At 58.5% G+C, this 21,869-nt stretch carries 22 protein-coding genes and 1 pseudogene; 16 read left to right on the top strand and 7 right to left on the bottom strand.

Annotated elements, in window-relative coordinates; translation table 11 throughout:
- Positions 1–307 precede the first annotated feature (307 nt).
- Positions 308–2,005 carry a long-chain-fatty-acid--CoA ligase FadD1 gene (gene fadD1, locus ACIOWE_RS16545; protein ID WP_401393381.1) on the top strand — a complete coding sequence of 566 codons (1,698 nt, stop codon included), beginning with the start codon at positions 308–310 and terminating at the stop codon, positions 2,003–2,005.
- A gap of 163 nt (positions 2,006–2,168) precedes the next feature.
- Here fadD1 and ACIOWE_RS16540 read toward each other — a convergent pair whose 3' ends face one another.
- A complete protein-coding gene (locus tag ACIOWE_RS16540) occupies positions 2,169–2,546 on the bottom strand; it encodes a hypothetical protein (protein WP_401393378.1) in 378 nt (125 codons plus the stop codon).
- Between the two features lie 198 nt (positions 2,547–2,744).
- On the opposite strand from ACIOWE_RS16540, the gene ACIOWE_RS16535 reads away from it, so the two are divergent.
- From ACIOWE_RS16535 to def, 3 genes are all read left to right on the top strand, one after another.
- Positions 2,745–2,936 carry a CsbD family protein gene (locus ACIOWE_RS16535; protein WP_166219119.1) on the top strand — a complete coding sequence of 64 codons (192 nt, stop codon included), beginning with the start codon at positions 2,745–2,747 and terminating at the stop codon, positions 2,934–2,936.
- Positions 2,937–3,100: 164 nt separating this feature from the next.
- Positions 3,101–4,051 (top strand): YihY/virulence factor BrkB family protein, encoded by a 951-nt coding sequence (locus ACIOWE_RS16530; RefSeq protein ID WP_401393374.1) that lies wholly within the window; start codon positions 3,101–3,103, stop codon positions 4,049–4,051.
- Positions 4,052–4,053: 2 nt separating this feature from the next.
- On the top strand, positions 4,054–4,593 hold the full coding sequence (gene def, locus ACIOWE_RS16525; RefSeq protein ID WP_401393371.1) for a peptide deformylase: 540 nt from the start codon (positions 4,054–4,056) through the stop codon (positions 4,591–4,593).
- 122 nt (positions 4,594–4,715) lie between these two features.
- Here the strand turns inward: def and ACIOWE_RS16520 are convergent, their stop codons facing one another.
- Complete coding sequence (locus ACIOWE_RS16520) at positions 4,716–5,132, bottom strand: GNAT family N-acetyltransferase (protein ID WP_401393368.1); 417 nt, start codon at positions 5,130–5,132, stop codon at positions 4,716–4,718.
- A gap of 325 nt (positions 5,133–5,457) precedes the next feature.
- Between ACIOWE_RS16520 and ACIOWE_RS16515 the strand changes: the two genes are divergently transcribed.
- The 6 genes and pseudogenes from ACIOWE_RS16515 to ACIOWE_RS16490 all read left to right on the top strand — a co-directional run bounded on the left by ACIOWE_RS16515 (position 5,458) and on the right by ACIOWE_RS16490 (position 10,943).
- Positions 5,458–6,399 carry a fatty acid desaturase gene (locus ACIOWE_RS16515; protein WP_401393365.1) on the top strand — a complete coding sequence of 314 codons (942 nt, stop codon included), beginning with the start codon at positions 5,458–5,460 and terminating at the stop codon, positions 6,397–6,399.
- Positions 6,400–6,540: 141 nt separating this feature from the next.
- Positions 6,541–7,332 (top strand): phosphate/phosphite/phosphonate ABC transporter substrate-binding protein, encoded by a 792-nt coding sequence (locus tag ACIOWE_RS16510; RefSeq protein WP_401393363.1) that lies wholly within the window; start codon positions 6,541–6,543, stop codon positions 7,330–7,332.
- A gap of 190 nt (positions 7,333–7,522) precedes the next feature.
- Complete coding sequence (locus ACIOWE_RS16505; RefSeq protein WP_401393360.1) at positions 7,523–8,050, top strand: sigma-70 family RNA polymerase sigma factor; 528 nt, start codon at positions 7,523–7,525, stop codon at positions 8,048–8,050.
- Positions 8,047–9,060 (top strand): ABC transporter substrate-binding protein, encoded by a 1,014-nt coding sequence (locus ACIOWE_RS16500; protein ID WP_401393357.1) that lies wholly within the window; start codon positions 8,047–8,049, stop codon positions 9,058–9,060. The genes ACIOWE_RS16505 and ACIOWE_RS16500 overlap by 4 nt, the downstream gene beginning before the upstream one ends.
- Positions 9,061–9,623: 563 nt before the next feature.
- Positions 9,624–10,400: pseudogene (locus tag ACIOWE_RS16495) on the top strand (PAS domain-containing protein); the annotation flags it as partial.
- A 3-nt stretch (positions 10,401–10,403) separates the two neighbouring features.
- Entirely contained in the window at positions 10,404–10,943 is a 540-nt protein-coding gene (locus tag ACIOWE_RS16490) for a methyl-accepting chemotaxis protein (RefSeq protein ID WP_224787096.1), read from the top strand.
- Positions 10,944–11,078: 135 nt separating this feature from the next.
- On the opposite strand, the gene ACIOWE_RS16485 is transcribed toward ACIOWE_RS16490, so the two are convergent.
- From ACIOWE_RS16485 to ACIOWE_RS16475, 3 genes are all read right to left on the bottom strand, one after another.
- Positions 11,079–11,624: a hypothetical protein gene (locus tag ACIOWE_RS16485; protein ID WP_401393354.1), complete on the bottom strand. Its 546-nt coding sequence runs from the start codon at positions 11,622–11,624 to the stop codon at positions 11,079–11,081.
- A gap of 154 nt (positions 11,625–11,778) precedes the next feature.
- A complete protein-coding gene (locus ACIOWE_RS16480) occupies positions 11,779–13,203 on the bottom strand; it encodes an MFS transporter (RefSeq protein ID WP_401393351.1) in 1,425 nt (474 codons plus the stop codon).
- Between the two features lie 125 nt (positions 13,204–13,328).
- Positions 13,329–13,769 (bottom strand): PACE efflux transporter, encoded by a 441-nt coding sequence (locus tag ACIOWE_RS16475; RefSeq protein ID WP_401393348.1) that lies wholly within the window; start codon positions 13,767–13,769, stop codon positions 13,329–13,331.
- 122 nt (positions 13,770–13,891) lie between these two features.
- Between ACIOWE_RS16475 and ACIOWE_RS16470 the strand changes: the two genes are divergently transcribed.
- Positions 13,892–14,764: a LysR family transcriptional regulator gene (locus ACIOWE_RS16470; protein WP_401393345.1), complete on the top strand. Its 873-nt coding sequence runs from the start codon at positions 13,892–13,894 to the stop codon at positions 14,762–14,764.
- 137 nt (positions 14,765–14,901) lie between these two features.
- Here ACIOWE_RS16470 and ACIOWE_RS16465 read toward each other — a convergent pair whose 3' ends face one another.
- Positions 14,902–15,933: a LacI family DNA-binding transcriptional regulator gene (locus tag ACIOWE_RS16465; RefSeq protein WP_201237107.1), complete on the bottom strand. Its 1,032-nt coding sequence runs from the start codon at positions 15,931–15,933 to the stop codon at positions 14,902–14,904.
- Positions 15,934–16,150: 217 nt separating this feature from the next.
- Between ACIOWE_RS16465 and ACIOWE_RS16460 the strand changes: the two genes are divergently transcribed.
- On the top strand, positions 16,151–16,684 hold the full coding sequence (locus ACIOWE_RS16460) for a gluconokinase (protein ID WP_401393342.1): 534 nt from the start codon (positions 16,151–16,153) through the stop codon (positions 16,682–16,684).
- A gap of 82 nt (positions 16,685–16,766) precedes the next feature.
- Complete coding sequence (locus ACIOWE_RS16455; protein WP_401393339.1) at positions 16,767–18,119, top strand: GntP family permease; 1,353 nt, start codon at positions 16,767–16,769, stop codon at positions 18,117–18,119.
- 230 nt (positions 18,120–18,349) lie between these two features.
- Here the strand turns inward: ACIOWE_RS16455 and alaC are convergent, their stop codons facing one another.
- On the bottom strand, positions 18,350–19,567 hold the full coding sequence (gene alaC, locus ACIOWE_RS16450) for an alanine transaminase (protein ID WP_401393336.1): 1,218 nt from the start codon (positions 19,565–19,567) through the stop codon (positions 18,350–18,352).
- 137 nt (positions 19,568–19,704) lie between these two features.
- Here alaC and ACIOWE_RS16445 point away from each other — a divergent pair, with 137 nt between their 5' ends.
- The 3 genes from ACIOWE_RS16445 (at position 19,705) to ACIOWE_RS16435 (ending at position 21,742) form a co-directional block, all read left to right on the top strand.
- Positions 19,705–20,367, top strand: coding sequence for a LysE family translocator (locus ACIOWE_RS16445; protein ID WP_401393333.1), 663 nt, complete (start codon positions 19,705–19,707; stop codon positions 20,365–20,367).
- Positions 20,368–20,434: 67 nt separating this feature from the next.
- Positions 20,435–20,929 carry a GyrI-like domain-containing protein gene (locus ACIOWE_RS16440; protein ID WP_401393331.1) on the top strand — a complete coding sequence of 165 codons (495 nt, stop codon included), beginning with the start codon at positions 20,435–20,437 and terminating at the stop codon, positions 20,927–20,929.
- Positions 20,930–21,253: 324 nt separating this feature from the next.
- Positions 21,254–21,742 carry a GNAT family N-acetyltransferase gene (locus ACIOWE_RS16435; protein WP_401393328.1) on the top strand — a complete coding sequence of 163 codons (489 nt, stop codon included), beginning with the start codon at positions 21,254–21,256 and terminating at the stop codon, positions 21,740–21,742.
- The last annotated feature ends 127 nt before the right edge of the window (positions 21,743–21,869 follow it).

Raw genomic sequence — 21,869 nt, 5'->3', positions numbered from 1 at the left:
ATTGGAATGCGTTCCCTGTAGGAGCTGCCGAAGGCTGCGATCTTTTGCTTTGAGGCCCCCGAAAACCGGGACTTTCAAGGCGATATAGGATTTTTGCTCTAAAATGACTGCCAGAAAGTCTTGAGTCATTAAAGTGACCATTCAGGCCGCTTTTGGCTCTAGTCGACCCTCGGCAAAGCTGCTACTCTCGGCGCGCTTTGTGACTTCTCGGCCTATCCAAAAGCCAGATTCACCAATACAAAACACACACCAATAATAATCGCATCAAATGCGGTGAAGAATTCGCGTTGCTGAGGAGTGGGCTTCCATGATCGAAGACTTTTGGAAGGATAAATACCCGGCTGGAATTGCTGCCGACATCAATCCAGACGAGTATCCGAACATTCAGGCAGTGTTGAAGCAGTCCTGCCAACGCTTCGCCAACAAACCGGCTTTCAGCAACCTGGGCAAGACAATCACCTACGGTGAATTGTATGAATTGTCCGGTGCGTTTGCCGCGTATCTGCAACAGCATACCGATTTGCAGCCCGGTGATCGAATCGCCGTGCAGTTGCCCAACGTTCTGCAGTACCCGGTGGCCGTCTTCGGTGCCATCCGCGCCGGGCTGATCGTGGTCAACACCAACCCGCTGTATACCGCGCGGGAAATGGAACACCAATTCAACGACTCCGGTGCCAAGGCGCTGGTGTGCCTGGCGAACATGGCGCACCTGGCCGAAACCGTGGTGCCGAAAACCGGCGTCAAACACGTCATCGTCACCGAAGTCGCCGACCTGTTGCCGCCGATCAAGCGTCTGCTGATCAACAGCGTCATCAAGTACGTGAAGAAAATGGTTCCGGCCTATCACCTGCCCAAAGCCGTCAAGTTCAACGACGTGCTGAGCAAGGGGCAGGGCCAGCCTGTGGCCGAAGCCAATCCGGACAGCGGTGATGTTGCCGTGCTGCAATATACCGGCGGCACCACCGGCGTGGCCAAAGGCGCGATGCTGACCCACCGCAACCTTGTCGCCAACATGCTGCAGTGCAAGGCGCTGATGGGCTCCAACCTCAATGAAGGTTGCGAGATCCTGATCACGCCACTGCCGCTGTACCACATCTATGCGTTCACCTTTCATTGCATGGCGATGATGCTGATCGGCAACCACAACATCCTGATCAGCAACCCGCGCGACCTGCCGGCGATGGTCAAGGAACTGTCGAAGTGGAAGTTCAGCGGTTTCGTCGGCCTCAACACGCTGTTCGTGGCGCTGTGCAACAACGAAGGTTTCCGCAAGCTGGATTTCTCCGCGCTGAAAGTCACCTTGTCTGGCGGCATGGCCCTGCAACTGGCTGCCGCCGAACGCTGGAAAGCCGTGACCGGTTGCCCGATCTGCGAAGGTTACGGCATGACTGAAACCAGCCCGGTCGCCACGGTCAACCCGATCCAGAACATACAGATCGGCACCATCGGCATTCCGGTGCCGTCGACCCTGTGCAAAGTCATCGACGATGCCGGTGTCGAGCAACCGCTGGGTGAAATCGGTGAACTGTGCGTCAAGGGCCCGCAAGTGATGAAGGGCTACTGGCAGCGTCAGGAAGCTACCGATGAAATGCTCGACAGCGAAGGCTGGCTGAAGACCGGTGACATCGCGCTGATCCAGCCAGACGGCTACATGCGCATTGTCGATCGCAAGAAAGACATGATTCTGGTCTCCGGTTTCAACGTCTACCCGAACGAACTGGAAGACGTGCTGGCGACTCTGCCGGGCGTGTTGCAGTGCGCCGCGATCGGTGTGCCGGACGAGAAGTCGGGTGAGGCGATCAAGATCTTCATCGTTGCCAAGCCGGGCGTGACGCTGACCAAAGAGCAAGTGATGGAACATATGCGCGCCAACGTCACCGGCTACAAGGTGCCGCGTTCGGTGGAGTTCCGCGACGCGCTGCCGACCACCAACGTCGGCAAGATCCTGCGTCGCGAATTGCGCGACGAAGAGCTGAAGAAGATCAAGGCGAAGAACGCCGCCTAAAGCAAAAAGCCCCGCAGATGCGGGGCTTTTTGTTGGTGCAGGCTGGATTTGTAGCGACTGTCAGGCCGCCTTCGCGAGCAGGCTCGCTCCCACAATTGACTGCGTTCCAACTGGGAGAACACGGTTGAATGTGGGAGCGAGCCTGCTCGCGAAGCTTTTGCTGTTACTGGCGGAACGGCGCGAAATTCACATTGGTCCCCGCCGGACGCATGTCCTGCAGATACGAATCCTTGTCTGCACTCAACTCCAGGCTCAACGCAGCGTTGCGTTTGCCCTCGTTGCGAATCACCAGACCTTCAAGCTTTTCACGCAGGAACACCGTCGGCACCTTCAGGTGCAGCAGTTCGTCGGTCGCTGGCGTGTGCATCAGCAGGTGAATCCACTCGTACTGACCCACGGCCAGGCGCGTCACCGGCAGGTCGAACCACCAGATGTTGCGGTTGCGGTTCAGTTCGGCGAAGTGGCAGTTGTTGGTGCCGAGCACAGCGCCGCCCAGTTCCTGGTTTCTACGGGCAATGGCCTGCTTTTTATCGAGTTTCATAACATTCCTGCGGGATCGGTTCTCGGGCGTGTGGCGCCCATATGCTGGGCATTCTCGTGGGTTGGGCAGCAAACATAAAGCCCTACCTGCACACCGCGACGAAATGAACCGGTGAAAAAAAATGAAACTTGGCGCAAACCCGGCCGGTCAATCATTACGTACTGACTTTTCCCCCTAATTGCACCAAGGAGAAACACCATGAGTAGCACAGGCGATAAAGTAAAAGGCATGGCCAACGAAGCTGTCGGCAACATCAAGCAAGGCGTCGGCAAAGCCACCGACAACACCAAGCTGCAAGCCGAAGGCAAGGTTCAAGAGAAAAAAGGCGAAGCTCAGCAAGCCGTTGGTAAAGCCAAAGACGCAGTGAAGAAAACCGTCGACAAGGCGTAATTCAGCCTTGAACGAAACACATGAACGGCCATCCAAGGATGGCCGTTTTTGTGTCGAAAACCTGCGGTCCCCCACCAAGGGTCGCCAAGTAGGCTACCGTGAGGTAAAAAACGGCCCCTGAGTCGCCACGACTTCAACCTGTAAAGCGGCGAAAGGAGACGCGAATGATATTTCCGGACATGAAAGGTCTGCCCCTGCACCGGGTGATGGTGCGCACGGTTACTGAATTCGTCGACGACGAGATGTCGACGTATGCCTCGGCACTGGCCTACCAGATGCTGTTCTCGCTGTTCCCGTTCATTCTGTTTCTGATCGCCCTGATCGGTTTCCTGCACCTGCCGGATTTCTTCTCCTGGCTGCGCCTGCAATCGGAACTGGTCCTGCCGCCGCAAGCGCTGGAACAGGTCAACCCGGTGATCGATCAGTTGCAACAGTCCAAGGGTGGCTTGCTTTCGGTCGGTATCGTCATCGCCCTGTACACCGCCTCAGCGGGCGTGCGGCTGATGATGAGCGCAATGAACGCCGCTTATGACGTGGTCGAAGGGCGGCCGATCTGGAAGCGTTTCCCACTGTCGATTTTCTACACCGTCGGCATCGCCGGCATGCTGCTGGTGGCTGCTGCGCTGATGGTGCTCGGGCCGCAAGTGATGGGCTGGATCGCCGCGCAGGTCGGCCTGGAAGAGGTCATCGTCACCGTCTGGACCATCGCGCGCTGGCCGGTGATCGTGATTCTGATGATGGTCGCTGTGGCCCTGATCTATTACGTGATGCCCGACGTCAAACAGGAATTTCGTTTCATCACACCGGGTTCGGTATTGGCCGTGGTGGTGTGGATCATCGCTTCGTTGGGTTTCGCGTTCTACGTGAAAACCTTCGCCAACTACAACGCGATGTATGGCAGCATCGGGGCGATCATCGTGCTGTTGCTGTACTTCTACATTTCCGCTGCGGTGTTGTTGCTCGGTGCGGAAATGAATGCGGTGATCGAGCACATGTCCAGTGAAGGCAAGGACCCGGGCGAGAAAGTCCCCGGCGAACTGGACGAACATCCCAAACAACACGTCTCGGGCCTGGGCCGCGATCATTCGCTCAAGCCGGACACTGACGAAGTCTGATCATGATCCGTGAAATTCTGAAAATGGGCGATGAGCGCCTGCTGCGCATCGCTCCGCCCGTGCCGCCCGAGATGTTCGACAGCCCCGAGTTGTGGCAACTGATCGACGACATGTTCCAGACCATGGAAAGCGTCGGCGGCGTTGGCCTCGCCGCGCCGCAGATCGGTGTTGATCTGCAACTGGTGATCTTCGGTTTCGAGCACAGCGAACGTTACCCGGACGCCGAAGCGGTGCCGCAGACGATCCTGATCAATCCGTTGATCACGCCGTTGAGTCCGCTGATGGAAGAGGGCTTCGAAGGCTGTCTGTCGGTGCCGGGTTTGCGTGGCGCGGTGGAGCGTTATCAGCAGATTCGCTACGAAGGGTTCGATCCGAAAGGCCAGCCGATTGTGCGGGTGGCGTCAGGTTTCCACGCGCGGGTCGTGCAACACGAATGCGATCATCTGATCGGCCGGCTGTACCCATCTCGGATTACCGACTTCAGCAAATTCGGCTTCACCGAAGTAATGTTCCCCGACCTCGATCCAAACGCCGACGACTGATCTCACAAACGCCACAAAAATCCTGTGGGAGCGAGCCTGCTCGCGAAAGCGGTGTGTCATTGATAGATTCGATGTCTGACACACCCTTTCGCCAGCAGGCTCGCTCCCACAATGGTTTTGCATCAGGCGGAAGGTACCCGTTCCATCGCAATCATCGGCTTGCTCCGCGCATACCGGCTCAACCGCTCCGCCATCGCCTGCGGAAGGGCCGGGTCGACACTGAACCCGCGACGCTCATAAAACCCGCGCAAATCCGGATGACAGAACAGCCACACCGGCTCCGTCACATCCTTCACCGCCGCAGTGATCAACTGGGCGGCAAGCCCCTGCTCACGACACGCCGGATCAACAAACAGCCCCGTCAACCATTGCCCGCCCGCCACCGGCCGCAAACACAGTGCCGCGACAATGTCGCCACGTCGAGCCACCCACAATTGTGCTTCGCGCACGGCTTTCATCGAGGATTGGTGGTTGCGATAAAACTTGTTCATCAACGGCCAGAGCGAGGCGTCGAGCAGGCTGTATTGGGTATCGGGCATGGGATCGGACTGTCGGTGGGCGAAGCGCCGATTATAAAAGAACGCGCGCCTCGGGATAGGTGTATACCTGAGCCTACAGCCCTATGAGTGGAGTACCCATCATGTCCAAAGGTATGAATTCCAAGAAAGCCGACAAGAAGAAACCGGCCAAGACCGCAATCGAAAAACGCGCGGAGAAAAAAGCCAAGAAACTCGACATTTTCGGCCATTGATCGCACCCCTCGGGAGCCCGGTTCTCGGGCTCCTGTCTGAACCCGAAAAATAATCTGCAAGATTTATCGACGTTGTTGCACAGACGGGCAAGATTCCCGTTCCGAGCAACGCCATGTCCCATTACTTCGACGCCGCCCACCGCGTGCAAATCGAAACCCTGCGCCAACGCTTCACCGCCCGCACCGAGTGGCCGACCTGGCTGTTGCTGATCGGCGTGTATGGCGGCTGGTTCGCCATCGTCCTCAATAGCGATTGGCTCGGTCGTGGCTGGAGCACTTTGCTGCTGCTTCCGCTGCTGGTGCTGTGGTTGTCAGTGCAACATGAACTGCTCCACGGGCACCCGACCCGCTCGACCCTCGTCAACAAAGTCCTCGGTTATGCGCCGTTTGCCGTGTGGTATCCGTACACGCTGTATCGCGACAGTCATTTGTTGCATCACCGCGATGAGGATCTGACCGTTCCCGGCGTCGATCCGGAAAGTCGTTACCTGACGGCGGCAGGCTGGCAGGGCAGTTCGATTTTCGAACGCGGCCTGCACTGGCTGAACAAAACCGTACTCGGTCGATTCGCAATTGGTGCGCCGCTGGCGTTGATCGCGCTGGCCACTGAAGAACTGCAACGCCTGAAACAGTGCGACCGCCAGGCCTGGCTGATGTGGCTGAGCCACGGCGTGTTCACGTTGTTGATGCTGTGGTTTATCGCCCGCTACAGCGCATTGCCGGTGTGGCATTACCTGCTGCTGATCAGCGTGCCGGCGCTGTCCATCGCAATGATCCGTTCCTACTATGAGCATCGCCCGCACGCGCAACCCGAGCAACGCACTGTGCTCAACGAAGCCGCATGGCCGTGGCGCTGGCTGTTCCTCAATCTAAATTTTCATCTGGTGCATCACGACTTGCCGAAGCTTGCGTGGTACGACTTGCCGACGGTTTACCGGATGCATCGCGAGCAATGGATTGCGCGCAGTGGCGGGTTTCTGGTGCAGGGTTACGGGCAGTTGTGGCAGCGGCATGGTTTCAAGCCGATCGACAGTCCGCAGCATCCGTTTCACTGACCGCACTGCCACCGCTAAACCCTGTGGGAGCGGGCTTGCCCGCGAAGGCGATCTGTCTGAAAACAATGATGTTGGATGTGGTGGCCTCTTCGCGGGCAAGCCCGCTCCCACAGGGTTATTTATGGGTAGGGAAGAATGTGTATGACCCAACACCACATCGAGCTCCTGATGTATGTCGCGCCTGAGCCCATCCGAGCAGCGAACGAGTGCTGGATTTCACGCATCCTCGAACACCTGGGCGTGATTCGTCTGAACGCGGAAAGCCTGTCGCTGCCTGAACTATGGCTTTCGCCGGATTTGCTGCTGACCCAAACCTGCGGTTATCCCTTGATGACGGCGCTACGCGGCGAGGTCCGAATCGTCGGCCGCCCCCGCTACGAACTCCCCGACGCCAGCGCCGGCAACCATTGCAGCCTGATTCTCAGTCGCGCCGATGATCCGCGCAAAAGCCTCGCGGACTTCCGCAGCAGTCGCGGCGTGATCAACAGCGATGACTCCAACAGTGGCATGAACCTGTTGCGCCATCGCCTGGCTCCGCTCCAGCAGGGCGGCCGGTTTTTCGCCTCGGTCGGTATCAGCGGGGCGCATCGCGAGAGCCTTCGCTGGTTGCGCGAAGGCCTTGCTGATCTGGCTGCCATCGACAGCGTGACCTACGCCTACCTCGCTCATTACGCAGCCGATGAGGTAAGTGGATTGCACGTAGTGGGGCGCAGTGCGTTGAGTCCGACACTGCCGTTCATTACGTTTGCCGGTGCCTCGGATGAGCAAGTCGAGCAGTTGCGCCAAGTGATGAATCAGGCACTGCGTGAGCTTCCTGACGTTGCACAGACATTGGGACTGGCTGAAGTGCTGCCGGCCACTGAAGGCGACTATCGGGTGGTTCTCGATTATCAGCGTGAGGCGGAGGATTTGGGGTACGGCCGCTTGCACTAAAAGATCGCAGCCTTCAGCAGCTCCTACATATTGCCTTTGTAGGAGCTGCCGAAGGCTGCAATCTTTTGATCTTAAATTCCAAAAAGAAATATAAAAATAAGATTTAAATATTATTAATGCATAAGGCGCCTTGCTACGATCGCGCCACCGGATCACCGGACATTCAGCGACCCTTCACCAAGGAGCCCCTATGTCCGGCGCCGATCTGTCCCATCGCTACAACCTCGACACCCTGTTCCGCGCCCACTATCAATGGCTTTGCAGCTACCTGCGCCGGCATCTGCATGACGCCGCCAGCGTTGAAGACATCGCCGCCGAAACCTTCGCGCAACTGCTCGAAGCGCCCGCTCTTACGGCGATTCGCGAACCTCGCGCCTTGCTCACTACCGTTGCCCAACGCCTGCTCTACCAACGCTGGCGCCGCGCCGATCTCGAACGCCGTCACCAGCAGCAGATCGATGTCGATTACGCCGCATCGCCCGAAGAGCTGGCGCAACTGAGCCAAACCCTCAATCGCCTCGATCACAGCCTGCAACGGCTGCCGGGCAAGGTCCGCTCGACCTTTCTGCTCGCACGCATCGACGGCCTGACCTACCCGCAAATCGCCGCCGAACTGGGCATCTCGCAACGTTCGGTCAGCGTCTACATGAGCCGTTCCCAGGCGCTGTGCGAGCGCCACAGTGCCAATCAATTACTACAAGACAAGAGGTCTGCATGAGATCGATCAAAACCCTGCTCGGCGGTTCGCTGCTGGCGCTGAGCCTGAGCGTCGGCGCCGTTTCTGCGGCGGAGAAAACCGCGCCGATTCACTTCGGCGACATTACCTGGGAAAGCGGCAGCTTCATCACCGAAGTGCTGCGCCTGATCGTTGAGAAGGGCTACGGCTACTCGACGGATACGCTGCCGGGCAGCACCGTCAGCCTCGAAGCGGCGCTGGCGAAAAACGATATTCAGGTGATCGGCGAGGAATGGGCCGGGCGCAGTCCGGCGTGGGTCAAAGCGGCCAATGAGGGCAAAGTGTTCGGCCTCGGCGATACCGTAAAAGGTGCCACTGAAGGCTGGTGGGTGCCGGAGTACGTGATCAAGGGCGACCCCGACCGCGGCATCAAGCCATTGGCGCCCGAGCTGAAATCGGTGGCGGATTTGCCGCGCTACAAAGACGTCTTCCGCGACCCGGAAGACCCGAGCCGTGGACGTTTCCTCAACAGTCCGACCGGTTGGACCTCGGAGATCGTCAACAGCCAGAAGCTCAAGGCGTATGCCCTGAACGACAGTTTCGTCAATTTCCGCACCGGCTCCGGCGCGGCGCTGGATGCCGAGGTGGCGTCGTCGATCAAGCGCGGCAAACCGGTGCTGTTCTACTACTGGTCGCCGACGCCGCTGTTGGGGCGGTTCAAACTGGTGAAGCTCGATGAGCCGCCGTTCGATGCCGAAGCCTGGAAGACGCTGGCCGACGCGAACAACCCTAATCCGAAAGGCACACGTTCGATGCCGGCCAGCCTGGCGATCGGCGTATCGGCTCCGTTCAAGACGCAGTACCCGGAGCTGGTGAGTTTTTTCGAGAAGGTCGATTTGCCGATTGATCTGCTCAACCAGACACTGGCGGGCATGAGTGAAAAACGCCAGCAACCACGGGCCGTGGCCGAGGCGTTTTTGCGTGATCAGCCGCAGGTCTGGAAGCCATGGGTGCCGGGAGAGGTGGCTGACAAGGTGAGTGGAAGTCTGTAAGGCATTTCTGTTGTTTTTGTAGTGCTGCAACTTTTGCTATCGCGAGCAGGCTCGCTCCCACATTTGGAATGCATACCCATGTGGGAGCGAGCCTGCTCGCGAAGGCGTCCGCCCCGCCAAAACCTCCCCGCGCTGAACCGTTTCTTGTGCAAAAAGTGCCAGATACTGGCCGACTAGTGGCCTTGCGCAAGGCTTTGCGCTGTCTATGCTCACCTGTAACTAACTATGTCGACCGTCATGCCAAACATGCCGTGCGCACAGGGTTGGTCCGTGATTCATGCTGCCAGAGTGCGCAATCCGAGGCACCGATACTGAACCAACAAGGAGCATCACTTAAATGGAAGTTCTTCAACGCGTTAGGGCTGGCCCGCGAGCGGGCTATCAAGAGAAGGATGTCTTGATTAGAGCGTCGCTGTATGGACTCTCCGATTGATCATCATTTATCACCTGACAACTTCCTCCCGTGGAGGAATGCGTGTGCCTGTTCTGTGGAACGTAGTGGTGGATTCTGAAAGACCTGAACTTTCATCAAATCAAAAGACCGCGCTGAAGGTGATACAACCATGTTCAACCTACATCACAAGGCTGACCTGCAGGAAATCGAGCGATTCAGTTGTGCGCTGACTGAGGCCAACGCCAAGTTGGCCGCGATCAGCCGTTCGATGGCGATGATCGAATTCACCCCGGAAGGCATCGTTCTCGATGCCAACGAAAACTTCTGCAAGACCATGGGCTACAGCGCTGAAGAAGTGCGTGGCAAGCATCACCGGATCTTTTGCGAGGAAGCCTTCTATCGCAGCGAGGAGTACGCCAAATTGTGGCGCGACCTGGCGCGGGGAGAGCCGATCAGTGGGACTTTTCTGCGCTTGAACAAAGCGGGCAAGGAAGTCTGGCTCGAAGCCAGTTACATGCCGGTGTATGGCGCGGACAAGCAAGTCAGAAGTGTGATCAAAGTGGCCGCCGACATCACCGCGCGGATCAACAAGGAACATGAAGAAGAAAGCATGCTGGCGGCCATCGGTCGCTCGATGGCGGTGATCGAGTTCACTCCGGACGGCAATGTGATCGCCGCCAACGAAAACTTTCTGCACACCATGCAATACACACTGCCGGAAGTCGTCGGCCATCACCACAGCATGTTTTGCCATCGCGCCGAAGCCGAATCTGCGCAATACAAGGCGTTCTGGGCTTCGCTCAATCGCGGCGAATATCACTCGCACCGTTTCGAACGCAAGAACAAGTCCGGACAGATGGTTTACCTGGAAGCTTCGTACAACCCGCTGTTCGATGCGAAAGGAAGGCTGTACAAAGTGGTGAAATTTGCCAGCGACATCACCCAGCAAATGACCACTCTGCAAAACGCTGCGGAATCGGCCCACAGCACCTCGGTACAAAACGACGCCTGCGCGCAAAAAGGCTCACAAGTCGTGCAGCAAACGGTGCAGATCATTCAGGACATTTCCCGCGACCTCAATGAAGCCGCCGTCAGTATCGATGCGGTCAGCAAACAGTCGGACATCATCGGCACCATCGTCCAGACCATTCGCGGCATCGCCGATCAGACCAACCTGTTGGCGCTGAATGCCGCCATCGAAGCGGCGCGGGCCGGTGAACACGGGCGTGGTTTTGCCGTGGTCGCGGACGAAGTACGCAGCCTCGCGGCACGCACCAGCCAGGCGACGCTGGAAATTGTCGAGGTGGTGCGCAAGAACCATGACTTGTCGCTGAGCGCGGTGTCGAGCATGCAATCAAGCCTGAGTCGCACCGGGCTCGGGGTGGAACTGGCGAACGAGGCGGGGGAGGTGATTCTGGAGATTCAGCAGGGGTCACGGCATGTGGTTGATGCGATCAGCCAGTTCAATGAGACCCTGCAACTCAACTGAGTTTTCGCAACACTGATAAACCTGTGGGAGCGGGCTTGCCCGCGATGACGGCAGAACATTCAACACAAGTGTTGGCTGATCTGTCGCTATCGCGGGCAAGCCCGCTCCCACAGGGTTTTGTGTTTTACAAACTAATCAAAGCGCAGCGAGAAACTTGCCCGCCTGCTTGTCACTGTCCTTCACATCGTTGTCCTTTTCCGATTGCGCCAGCTTCATCTTGTCCTGCAAGCGCTCGGCAATCTCCTTGCCGATGGCCAGTTGTTTCTCCGGCGGCATGGCTTTGATGTCGTCTTCGGTCAGCCCCATGGATTGCAGGACACTGTCGCGCAGACGCTGTTCGGGCGTCTTGCTCATGTAATCCTTGAATTCGTCGGTGGCGGATTTTGCCGAGGCCGTGGTGGCGTCGGTCGATTGCAGGTTGACGCGAGTCTTGGCGAACGCTTCGTCGACGTTGTCGCTGATGCGTGTCGCTTCGGCAACTTGCTGAGTGGCGATCTGCGTGGCCGAATCCTGAACCTTGGCGGTCGCATCGGTGGCTTGCGCCTGCGTCTGGTTTTGCAGGGTCTGCAGCATGGCACCGTGCAGGCCGCCTTGCAGTCCGGCCGCAGCGGTGGAGGTGGCGTCGTCATTCAGCTGCTTGGGCAGGTGGATGATTTGTTGTTGTTTGGCGCTGACCAACATGATGAATTGACCTGTAGGTAATTGCTGACTGGCGTACCGCAGCAATTAACGTGCCCGTCGCGCAAGTGCTTTAAATTCAACAGGTTGGCCAGTTGGCTCGATGTGAGCAGCGGTCATCCATTGCCGATGAGCGGCAGAGGATGACCGCCAGCCCTTAGCGATGGGCGATGTTTTCCAGCGCCAGATTGCGCGTGCGCGGGCCGAAGTAGCCGATGGTCAGCATCACGATCAACATGCTGCTGACAATGAAAGCCAACACGCCGGGCGTACCGAAATTGTCGAGAAACAGGCCGATCAACAGACTGCTGAACACCGTCGACAAGCGACTGAACGAATAGCAGAAACCTACCGCCCGGGCGCGGATGTTGGTCGGGAACAATTCGCTCTGGTAGGAGTGATAACTGAAGCTCAGCCAGGCGTTGCAGAAGGTGATCATCACCCCGCAGAAAATCAGCCCGAACGCACTGGTTTGCAGGGCGAACAAAGTACCGAAGGTCATGGCGCCAAGGGCGGAACCGACGATCTGCCATTTGTTCTCGAAACGGTTGGCGAACTTCACGAACAACAACGGCCCGAGCGGGTAGGCGAGGGTGATGATGAACGCATACATCAGGCTGTGGGTGACGCTGACGCCCTGGCCGGAAAGCAGCGCCGGCAGCCAGTTGCCGAAACCGAAGAAACCGATGGCCTGGAAGATGTGGAAGACAATCAGCATCAATGCGCGACGGCGATAGGGCGGTTGCCAGATGTCGGCAAAACGGCCCTTGCCTTCGACGTCGACCGGCACAGCCTCGGGGGCGTCCAAGGGTTGGCGATGATCCTTTTCGCAGCGAGCCTCGATGCCATCGAGAATCCTGTTGGCCTCATCGAATCGCCCGTGTTGCGCCAGCCAGCGCGGCGACTCCGGCAGACGCTTGCGCAACCACCAGATGAATAGCGCAAACACCGCGCTCGCCAACACCACCCAGCGCCAGCCACTGATCCCGAACGGCGCCTGCGGCACCAGCCACCACGACATCAGCGCCACCGCCGGCACCGACAAAAATTGCACGAAAAACGCGAAGGCAAACGCCGAACTGCGCATGCGTTTGGGCACCAGTTCCGAGAGGTAGGCGTCGATGGTCACCAGCTCAATGCCCAGACCGATGCCCACCAGAAAACGCATGCAGATAATCCCCAGCGCCGAACTCTGAATGCCCATCAGCACCGTCGCCACCGTGTACCAGATCAGCGCGAAGGTGAAGATTGCGCGGCGGCCAAAGCGATCCGCCAACGGGCTGAGCAGACTGGCGCCGAGGAACAGCCCAAGGAAAGTCGCCGAGGCAAATGCTGCCTGATCGGAGAAACCGAACACGCCCTGATTGCCGGTGGCGAAGATGCCGTCGCGGATCAGCCCGGGGCTGATGTAGGCGGTCTGGAACAAATCGTAGAGTTCGAAAAATCCACCGATCGACAGCAGCGCAACCAGTCGCCAGATCGTTGCGACAGCCGGGAGGCGGTCGATACGGGCGGACACCTGAGCGGCGCGAATCGGGTCGATGCCGTCGCGTTGCGCGGCGGCGGAGGTGTGAGCAGTCATGGGCTGATCCATTTTTTATTGATGGAAAAGCTTAGCCTGCTATCGGAGTTGATGGATTGTGAATGTCAGCGGTTTATCCGGGTAAACCGCTGATCTCTTGCAATATCTGTTTACGAATTAACGATTTATGCCGCAGCCGGTGAATCCGGGAGTGCCGAGGTCGGCAAGCCGAAGATCCGGTCGAACAACCAGTTGAAGGCGAACGTGTAGCAGGGGATGAAGATGATCAACGCCAGGTCCAGCAGGAAGGCCTGCACCAGACTGATGTTCATCCACCAGGCAATCAACGGAATCAGGAACACGATCAACGTCAGTTGAAAGCCAACGGCGTGGGCAATGCGCCGCTTGACCGTGCGGGTACGAGACTGCTGACGGCTTTCCCAGTGCTCGAACAGCGAGGTGTAAATGAAGTTCCAGGTCACGGCGATGGTGGTGATGATCACCGCCAACGGCCCGGTGCTGCCTGGCGAGGTGCCGGACAACAGCGCCAGACCGAGGGCCGAGAAGGTCATGCCGATCACTTCGTAGAGCGACACGTAGACCAGTTTGCGTTTGACGCCTTGCATGGAGATTTGCCTCTTTCTTCAGATTCATTGGCCAGCAGGGCTGGCGCAGGCGGCGAAAGATAGCTTCAATGGCTCTGACAGAAAAAGTCAGTAGCTTTCAGTTTTATTGATAGGTGGTGTGGGTGAATTTCAACAGCGACAGCATCGAACTGTTTCTCGCCGTGATCGAGCGCGGCTCGTTTTCCGCCGCCGCCCGTGCCTTGGGCAAAGTCCCGTCGGCAGTGAGCATGGGCATCGGCAATCTTGAGGCGGAACTCGGTTATCCGTTGTTCGACCGCCGCCACCGCGAACCGCAACCGACGGCAATGGCGTTGTCACTGGTGCCGCACGCACGGCTGATCGCCGAGCAACTCAAGCAATTGCGCGTGCATGCGGTGGAGTTGTCGTTGGGGCTGGAGAGCAAACTGTCGATCGGTGTGGTGGCGGACATCGAGCGTCGGCGTTTGCTGGCGGCGATCAAGGTGATGACCGAACTTCATCCGCTGCTCGACATCGAAGTGCTGACCGCACCGCAGGATGACGTGTTGGCGATGCTGCACAGTGGCCGCGTGAGTCTGTGCCTGGCGTTTGCCGGGTTGAGCGTGAACGTGCTGGAGCAGTTTCAATTTGTCGGCAGCGAGCGAATGATCGCCACACTGGCGGCGGACAGTCCGTTGTTGCAGGGAAAGGATTTGTTTCTGGAGGATCTGGTGCACGTACGGCAGATCTTCGTCGCCAGCCGTGATTTGCCGATCAGCGACACCCGGCCGCTGGTGGCCCAATCGCACTGGCGCACTGACAACCTTGGGACGGCGATGGAAATGGTCGAAGCAGGATTGGGCTGGGGCAATTTTCCGCTGTCGGTGGTGCAGCCGTGGCTGGACAGCGGGCGCTTGAAACGGCTGAATTTCCGCAATATCGAAAACGGCTTGGTGCTGCCGGTGCACGCGGTGTGGCTGAAGAGCCAGCCGCTACAGAAGGGCGCATTGGCGCTGGTCGAACTCCTCAGTCACTAAAGTCTGCGGAGATCCAATGTGGGAGCGAGCCTGCTCGCGAAAGCGTCGTGTCACTCGGCACATGCTTATCTGACACACCGCTTTCGCGAGCAGGCTCGCTCCCACAGGGATGGTGTTTCAACCTTGAATCTGTGGGATCAGGTGCTTTCGCGGATTTTCAGTTCGAAGCCCATGTCTTCCACCGGCCGCGCCACGCTGTTACCGGCCATCAGCGTCAGCATCTGCTCGGCTGCGCGCCGGCCAATCGCCTCACGCGGGGTGTTGATGCTGCTCAGGCGCGGCACCATGTGCTCGGACATCGGCAAGTCGTTGAAGCCGAGAATCGCCACCTGCTCGGGAATCTTGATGCCGTGGCGCAGCGCCTCAAGCAAAGCGCCCTGCGCCAGGTCGTCGTTACCAAAGAAGATCGCATCGACATCCGGATGCGCGGCCAGCAGTTGCAGGAACAACTCACCGCCCAGGCCCACCGACGAGGCGCGTGGCGTCAGCACTTCCAGATCCGGGTCGTACTTGCCGGCCTTCTGCAAGGCTTTGCGGAAACCTTCGCCGCGCAGCAAGGTGCGTTGATCCAGTTGTGCGCCAATGTAAGCCAGACGCTTGCGTCCACGGGAGAGCAAATGCTCAGCCGCTGTTTCGCCAGCGCTGAGCTGGGAGAAACCGACGCAATTCACGCCCGCAGCACTGTCCAGCTCCATCATGTAGACGCAGGGAATATTGCTCGCCTCGATCATTCGCCGCGAACTTTCGGTGCGATCAAACCCGGTCAGCAGGAAGCCGCGTGGCTGATAAGCCATGTAGTTGCGCAGCAGGTTTTCTTCTTCATCGCGTGAGTAGTGGAAGTTGCCGATCAGCACTTCGAAGCCCTTGGGCGTCAACACTCGATGAATGGCTTCCAGCGTATCGATGAACAGCAAGTTGGAGAGCGAGGGCACCAGAACCACCACCGAATGGCTCTGCGCCGAGGCCAGGGCGCGGGCGGCGGGGTTGACCACGTAGTTGAGTTCGAGCGCGGCTTTCTGGACTTTTTCTACCAGTTCCGTGGCCACGGTGCTGACACCGCGCAAGGCGCGGGAGGCGGTAATCGGGCTGACGCCGGCCAGACGGGCAACTTCATTAAGGGTGGGACGGCCGGTGGTGCGAGTGTTTTTATCGTTTTTAGGGGAGGTCATCGGGCGGCTTGCCAAACAAAAATCAAGGCACTAAGGTAGCGCTGTCCTGATGCAGCTGTAAATGCGTAAGCGAGGTCCTGCCTGATCTTCGCTTTTTGGCGTTGGGAACAAAACCTGCTGCAACCCAAAAAAACGACAAGAAGGCGTCGGCAACTTCTGCCTGTGCACTAGAGTCATAGCTAGCAAAGGTAGCGCTGTCTGCGCGCTGAGGTGTTATATGAGTCATCCCATCACCGCCCTGGTCATCATGGGCGTTGCCGGTTGCGGCAAGACGTGCGTCAGCGAGGCCCTGTGCCAATTGAGCGGCGCCACTGCCATTGAAGGCGATACTTTCCATCCGGCCGCGAACATCGAAAAGATGAGCGCGGGGATCCCCCTGAACGACGACGACCGTGCCGGCTGGCTCGACAGCCTGTGCGATGAACTGCGTCGCGTTGATGCCACGGGCCAGCGCCCGGTGCTGACCTGCTCGGCGCTTAAACACAGTTACCGCGAAGTATTGCGCAGCGCCTTGCCGGGCCTGGGCTTCGTGTTTCTTGAGCTGACCCCTGAAGTGGCCGCTGAGCGTGTGTCTCACCGCCCGGGCCATTTCATGCCCGCTACGTTGATCGAAAGCCAGTTCGCTACCCTCGAATCGCCGGTTGGCGAACCGTTGACCCTGGCGCTGAACGCTTCGGTTCACAGCGTTGAAGAACTGGCCGCTCAGGCTCACGTCTGGTGGCAGGCCCACGGCCTGAAACAGGCGGTATGAGTGTGTTCATGCAGAAAGCGCTGTCCTCACGACTTCTGATTAACCCGCTTTAATAACAACAACAAGCCAGGAGACACCCCCAATGTTCGGCATGTCCCATGACGCCTACCTGCTGCTCGATGCAGTAGTGACGGTGATCGGACTCATCATCCTGATCACCAAGTTCAAGATTCACCCTTTCATTTCCCTGACCATTGCGGCCGCGTTCCTCGGTCTGACTTCCGGCATGCCGATCGGCACCATCATCAAGGCGTTCCAGGACGGCTTCGGTGGCGTGCTCGGTTTTGTCGGCATCATCCTCGCGCTGGGCACCATGCTCGGCAAAATGATGGCCGAATCGGGCGGTGCTGATCAGATCGCGCAGACCCTGATTCGCGCGTTCGGTAAAGACAAAGTCCAGTGGGCGATGATGTTCGCCGCGTTCCTGGTGGGCATCCCGCTGTTCTTCGAAATCGGCTTTGTCCTGCTGATTCCGCTGGTGTTCATCGTTGCCCGCCGCACTGGCGTATCGATCATCAAGATCGGTATCCCGCTGCTCGCCGGCCTTTCTGCCGTGCACGGTCTGGTGCCACCGCACCCGGGCCCACTGCTGGCCATCGGCGTGTTCGGTGCTGACATCGGCAAGACCATTCTGTACGGTCTGATCGTCGCGCTGCCGACGGCAATTATCGCCGGCCCGATCTTCGGTACGTTCATCGCCAAGCACATTCCCGGTCACCCGAATCAGGAACTGGTCGATCAACTGGCCCGTGAAACCGACTCGGAAAAACTGCCGAGCTTCAGCATCACCCTGATCACCGTGCTGCTGCCGGTGTTCCTGATGCTGCTGAAAACCTTCGCTGACGTGGCGCTGCCGGACGGTCATTTCTTCCGCACCTGGATGGACATGATCGGTCACCCGATCTCGGCACTGCTGCTGGCGTTGCTGTTGTCGCTGTACACCTTCGGTCACAAGCAGGGCATCGGTTCTCAGCAAATGCTCAAGTGGCTGGACGCGAGTCTGGCGCCAACCGCCGCGATCATCCTGATCATCGGTGCCGGTGGTGGCTTCAAGCAGATGCTGGTGACCAGCGGTGTGGGCGACGTGATCGGCCACATGGCGGTCAGCGCGCAGATCTCGCCGATCCTGCTGGCGTGGCTGGTGGCGGCAGTGATTCGTATCGCCACCGGTTCGGCCACCGTCGCGACCATCACTGGCGCAGGCATCGTGGTGCCGGTGGTGGGGATGATTCCGGGCGTCAACCGTGAGCTGCTGGTACTGGCCACTGGTGCGGGTTCGCTGATCCTGTCGCACGTCAACGACGCCGGTTTCTGGCTGGTGAAGCAGTACTTCAACATGACAGTGGCCGAGACGTTCAAGACCTGGACGGCGATGGAAACCATCCTCTCGGTGGTCGCGTTGGGCTTTATCCTGCTGCTGTCGCTGTTCGTTTAAGCGAACCGCAGGCACAAAAAAACCGCAGTGATGCGGTTTTTTTGTGCCTGAAAATCTGTGGTAGAGCGGCATTTTGTGGCGAGGGAGCTTGCTCCCGTTGGGCTGCAAAGCGGCCCCAAAACCATTCAACGCTGATCTTCAGGCAGACCCCATTCGCCGGTTTTACGACTGCTTCGCAGCCGAGCGGGAGCAAGCTCCCTCGCCACAGGTGTTGTCCTGCAGGTTTTGTGTCAGGCGCTGGTTTTCGGGGCCAGGCCATCCGCCCGGAACATCCCGCGAATTCCGCGTACGGCCTGACGAATCCGGTCCTGGTTTTCGATCAGCGCGAAGCGCACGTGATCATCGCCATACTCACCAAAACCAACTCCCGGCGAGACACAGACCTTGGCCTCGGCCAACAGCTTCTTGGCGAACTCCAGCGAACCCAGATGCGCATAAGCTTCAGGGATCTTCGCCCAGACATACATCGACGCCTTCGGGTTCTCGACCATCCAGCCCAGTTCATGCAGGCCTTTGACCAACACGTTGCGGCGTTGGCGATACTGCTCGGCAATGTCGCGCACGCACTGTTGATCACCCTCCAGCGCAGCAATCGCCGCCACTTGCAGCGGGGTGAACGTGCCGTAGTCGTGGTAGCTCTTGATCCGTGCCAGCGCGTTGACCAGTTCCGGGTTGCCGACCATGAAACCGATACGCCAGCCGGCCATGTTGTAGCTCTTGGACAGGGTGAAAAACTCCACCGCGATGTCCTTGGCACCCGGCACCTGCATGATCGACGGGGCTTTCCAGCCGTCGTAGACGATGTCGGCGTAAGCCAGGTCGTGGATCACCAGCACGTCGTACTGCTTGGCGAGGGCAATCACTCGCTCGAAGAAGTCCAGCTCCACGCACTGCGCGGTCGGGTTGGACGGGAAGCCGAGGATCATCATTTTCGGTTTCGGGATCGAGCCGCGAATGGCTCGTTCCAGCTCGGCGAAGAAGTCCACACCGGGCACCAGCGGCACCGAGCGCACTTGAGCGCCGGCAATCACCGCGCCGTAAATGTGAATCGGATAACTCGGGTTCGGCACCAGCACGGTGTCGCCCTGATCCAGGGTCGCCAGCATCAAATGCGCCAGGCCTTCCTTGGAACCGATGGTGACAATGGCTTCGCTTTCCGGGTCGATATCGACCGCGTAACGATCCTTGTACCAGTTGGAAATCGCCCGGCGCAGGCGCGGAATACCCTTGGAGGTCGAGTAACCGTGGGTGTCTTCGCGTTGAGCGACTTGTACGAGTTTTTCGACAATGTGCGGCGGCGTGGCCCCGTCGGGATTGCCCATGCTCAAGTCGATGATGTCTTCACCACGACGCCGCGCGGCCATCTTCAGCTCGGCGGTGATGTTGAAAACGTAAGGGGGGAGTCGATCTATGCGCGCAAAGCGGCGCGGCGAACCTTGTTCAGCCATTGTTGCCTCGGATAACGTAAGCGCCCGGAACCGTCCGAGCGACGCTGGTCACTGCGGTGACCTGTGGGCGAAGATAAGGGCAGTGATGGCAGACTGTCCAGCCTGGACAAGAATAATTTTTCCCAAGGAAATGCTTAATGGAATTCACCAGCGGCTTCTTGCTGAGCCTCTCGTTGTGCCTGGATATCGGCGTGGCCAACATCGCAATGATCACGCTGGCGATGCAGCGCGGTTACTTTCAGGGCTTCGCTCTCGGCCTCGGCACCTGCGTTGGTGATCTGATTTATGCCGTGCTGGCGCTGGCCGGGATGACCGTGCTGCTGCAATACGAAACCGTGCGCTGGGTCCTGTGGATCGGCGGTTCGGCGCTGCTGATCTACTTTGCGGCGAAGATGATTTATTCGGCGATCCATCACGAAGCGCAATTGGCGGCCACGACCGAAGTGGGGCAAAACTCTCATCGCAAGGAGTTCTTTCGCGGGATCTTCCTGGCAATGTCCTCGCCGAGCGCAATTCTGTGGTTTGCCGCCGTCGGTGGCACGCTGATCGCCCGTTCCGGTGGCGGCGGGCCAGTGAGCTCGGCGCTGTTCCTCGGCGGATTCCTCTGCGCCGGGCTGCTGTGGTCGGCCGGTCTGTGCTTTGCCGCCAGCCACGGTGGCAAGTTGCTCGGTGACAAGCTGCTGCGCTACTCCTACATGGCATCTGCGGCGATCTTCTGCTATTTCGCCGTGTATGTGATCGTATCCGGCTACAACGAGTTTGTCGGTTCGGGTGCCGTCGAGCAGCTGCATTCGCTGTAATAGTGCGAAATGGCTTTGGCTTTCTATACTCCCAGCCGAACCCCTTTTTTGTTCCAGGAGTCGAGTCATGGATGAGCAAAAACGCGTCGAAGTGGCTGAACCTCGCTTCGAACATGGACACTTTCTGCTGATTGCAGGTTTTCGCGGTCGATTTACCCAAGACACTGCAAAAGACATCCCCGCACTGTGGGAAAAGTTCTTGCCGCATCTGGGAAAGATACAGGGACAAAAAAACGAAGTGACCTACGGGGTCTGCAGCAATTTCGACGGCAAGGGCGGCTTCGATTACATCGCCGGGGTGGAAATCAGCAAGCTCGATGACCTCGACCAGAAGGTGTACCAGTGGGTTGAAGTGCTGCCCCGCCAGTACGCGGTGTTTGAACATAAAGGGCCGCTTGATCAGTTGCCACAGACCTTGCAGTACATCTATAAAACCTGGCTGCCAAGCTCGCACTATGTGGAACTCAACGCCCCGGAGCTGGAACGCTACAGCGCCGATTTCAACCCGAGGTTGCACACCGGCAAGCTGGAAATCTGCGTCCCCGTCGACAGCAAATCCTGAGCCGACAACGATGAGGCGGATCAATGATCCGCCTCAAGCATTCAACCCTGTTTTCCCTTATCTGCACGTCGCGACCGCAACAGGTCGATACCCAGAGTGATAAAGCCGAACGTACTGATGCCCAACACCATCAACAGGCCGATTTCAACGCTGCTCATAAACGGTTTCCCCCACGGGTAATCAGAGACACCCCACAGCAATAGCCGCCCGCGAACCCGAAGAAAAGCGCTTATACGCAGGCTTTACGCTGCCCGCATGGATCGATATGAACACCTTATTCCTTTATGCTTTCGGCACTTTCTTCTGCTGATTTTTCGAGCCGCCATGAACACCGTCATTCGCAACGTCACCGCCGCCGACCTGGATCGCTGCTACGCCATCGAAACCGTTGCCTACGAAGGCGACGAAGCCGCCACCCGCGAAAAGATCGCCACGCGCATTGCCACCTGGCCCGAGGGTTTTGTCGTGGCCGAAGTGGACGGCGTGGTCGCCGGTTTCGTTAACTCGGGCGCGGCGTTTGATGTGCAGATGTCGGACGAGGCATTCAAGGAGTTGATCGGCCACGATCCAGCGGGGCCGAACGTGGTGATCATGTCAGTGGTGGTGCACCCGGATTATCAGGGGCAGGGCTTGGCCAAGCGCTTGATGGGCGAGTTCATCGAGCGTATGCGCGGGATGGACAAGGCGACGATTCATTTGATGTGCAAGGAGAAGCATATTCCGCTGTATGCCGGGTTCGGCTTTGCCTACATCAAACCCTCGGAGTCCGACCACGGCGGCATGGCGTGGCACGAGATGATCCTGACCCTGTAACCCGGCACCCATAACCTGTGGCAACACATAACCTGTGGGAGATTCTATGGTTGAGGGGAAGCCCTCAACCGGCTTTCGGCTGATATTCGCTTTGCCCCTTCAGCAGCGCAAATACCACTCGCGCAAG

This window comes from Pseudomonas sp. NPDC087598, assembly GCF_044743525.1.
Taxonomy (GTDB): Bacteria; Pseudomonadota; Gammaproteobacteria; order Pseudomonadales; family Pseudomonadaceae; genus Aquipseudomonas.
The sequence above is the reverse complement of the archived record's forward strand: the minus strand, read 5'-3'. Positions and strand labels throughout refer to the sequence as shown.

Excerpts from the sequence above, each read along its gene's own strand:
- fadD1 (WP_401393381.1), top strand. The coding sequence starts at position 308 with ATGATCGAAGACTTTTGGAAGGATAAATACCCGGCTGGAATTGCTGCC.
- ACIOWE_RS16455 (WP_401393339.1), top strand. The coding sequence starts at position 16,767 with ATGTTCGGCATGTCCCATGACGCCTACCTGCTGCTCGATGCAGTAGTG.
- ACIOWE_RS16520 (WP_401393368.1), bottom strand. The coding sequence starts at position 5,132 with ATGCCCGATACCCAATACAGCCTGCTCGACGCCTCGCTCTGGCCGTTG.
- ACIOWE_RS16535 (WP_166219119.1), top strand. The coding sequence starts at position 2,745 with ATGAGTAGCACAGGCGATAAAGTAAAAGGCATGGCCAACGAAGCTGTC.
- ACIOWE_RS16465 (WP_201237107.1), bottom strand. The coding sequence starts at position 15,933 with ATGACCTCCCCTAAAAACGATAAAAACACTCGCACCACCGGCCGTCCC.
- ACIOWE_RS16435 (WP_401393328.1), top strand. The coding sequence starts at position 21,254 with ATGAACACCGTCATTCGCAACGTCACCGCCGCCGACCTGGATCGCTGC.
- ACIOWE_RS16490 (WP_224787096.1), top strand. The coding sequence starts at position 10,404 with ATGACCACTCTGCAAAACGCTGCGGAATCGGCCCACAGCACCTCGGTA.
- ACIOWE_RS16485 (WP_401393354.1), bottom strand. The coding sequence starts at position 11,624 with ATGTTGGTCAGCGCCAAACAACAACAAATCATCCACCTGCCCAAGCAG.
- ACIOWE_RS16510 (WP_401393363.1), top strand. The coding sequence starts at position 6,541 with ATGACCCAACACCACATCGAGCTCCTGATGTATGTCGCGCCTGAGCCC.
- ACIOWE_RS16530 (WP_401393374.1), top strand. The coding sequence starts at position 3,101 with ATGATATTTCCGGACATGAAAGGTCTGCCCCTGCACCGGGTGATGGTG.
- ACIOWE_RS16445 (WP_401393333.1), top strand. The coding sequence starts at position 19,705 with ATGGAATTCACCAGCGGCTTCTTGCTGAGCCTCTCGTTGTGCCTGGAT.
- ACIOWE_RS16440 (WP_401393331.1), top strand. The coding sequence starts at position 20,435 with ATGGATGAGCAAAAACGCGTCGAAGTGGCTGAACCTCGCTTCGAACAT.
- def (WP_401393371.1), top strand. The coding sequence starts at position 4,054 with ATGATCCGTGAAATTCTGAAAATGGGCGATGAGCGCCTGCTGCGCATC.
- ACIOWE_RS16500 (WP_401393357.1), top strand. The coding sequence starts at position 8,047 with ATGAGATCGATCAAAACCCTGCTCGGCGGTTCGCTGCTGGCGCTGAGC.
- ACIOWE_RS16540 (WP_401393378.1), bottom strand. The coding sequence starts at position 2,546 with ATGAAACTCGATAAAAAGCAGGCCATTGCCCGTAGAAACCAGGAACTG.
- ACIOWE_RS16515 (WP_401393365.1), top strand. The coding sequence starts at position 5,458 with ATGTCCCATTACTTCGACGCCGCCCACCGCGTGCAAATCGAAACCCTG.
- ACIOWE_RS16480 (WP_401393351.1), bottom strand. The coding sequence starts at position 13,203 with ATGACTGCTCACACCTCCGCCGCCGCGCAACGCGACGGCATCGACCCG.
- ACIOWE_RS16505 (WP_401393360.1), top strand. The coding sequence starts at position 7,523 with ATGTCCGGCGCCGATCTGTCCCATCGCTACAACCTCGACACCCTGTTC.
- ACIOWE_RS16460 (WP_401393342.1), top strand. The coding sequence starts at position 16,151 with ATGAGTCATCCCATCACCGCCCTGGTCATCATGGGCGTTGCCGGTTGC.
- ACIOWE_RS16475 (WP_401393348.1), bottom strand. The coding sequence starts at position 13,769 with ATGCAAGGCGTCAAACGCAAACTGGTCTACGTGTCGCTCTACGAAGTG.
- alaC (WP_401393336.1), bottom strand. The coding sequence starts at position 19,567 with ATGGCTGAACAAGGTTCGCCGCGCCGCTTTGCGCGCATAGATCGACTC.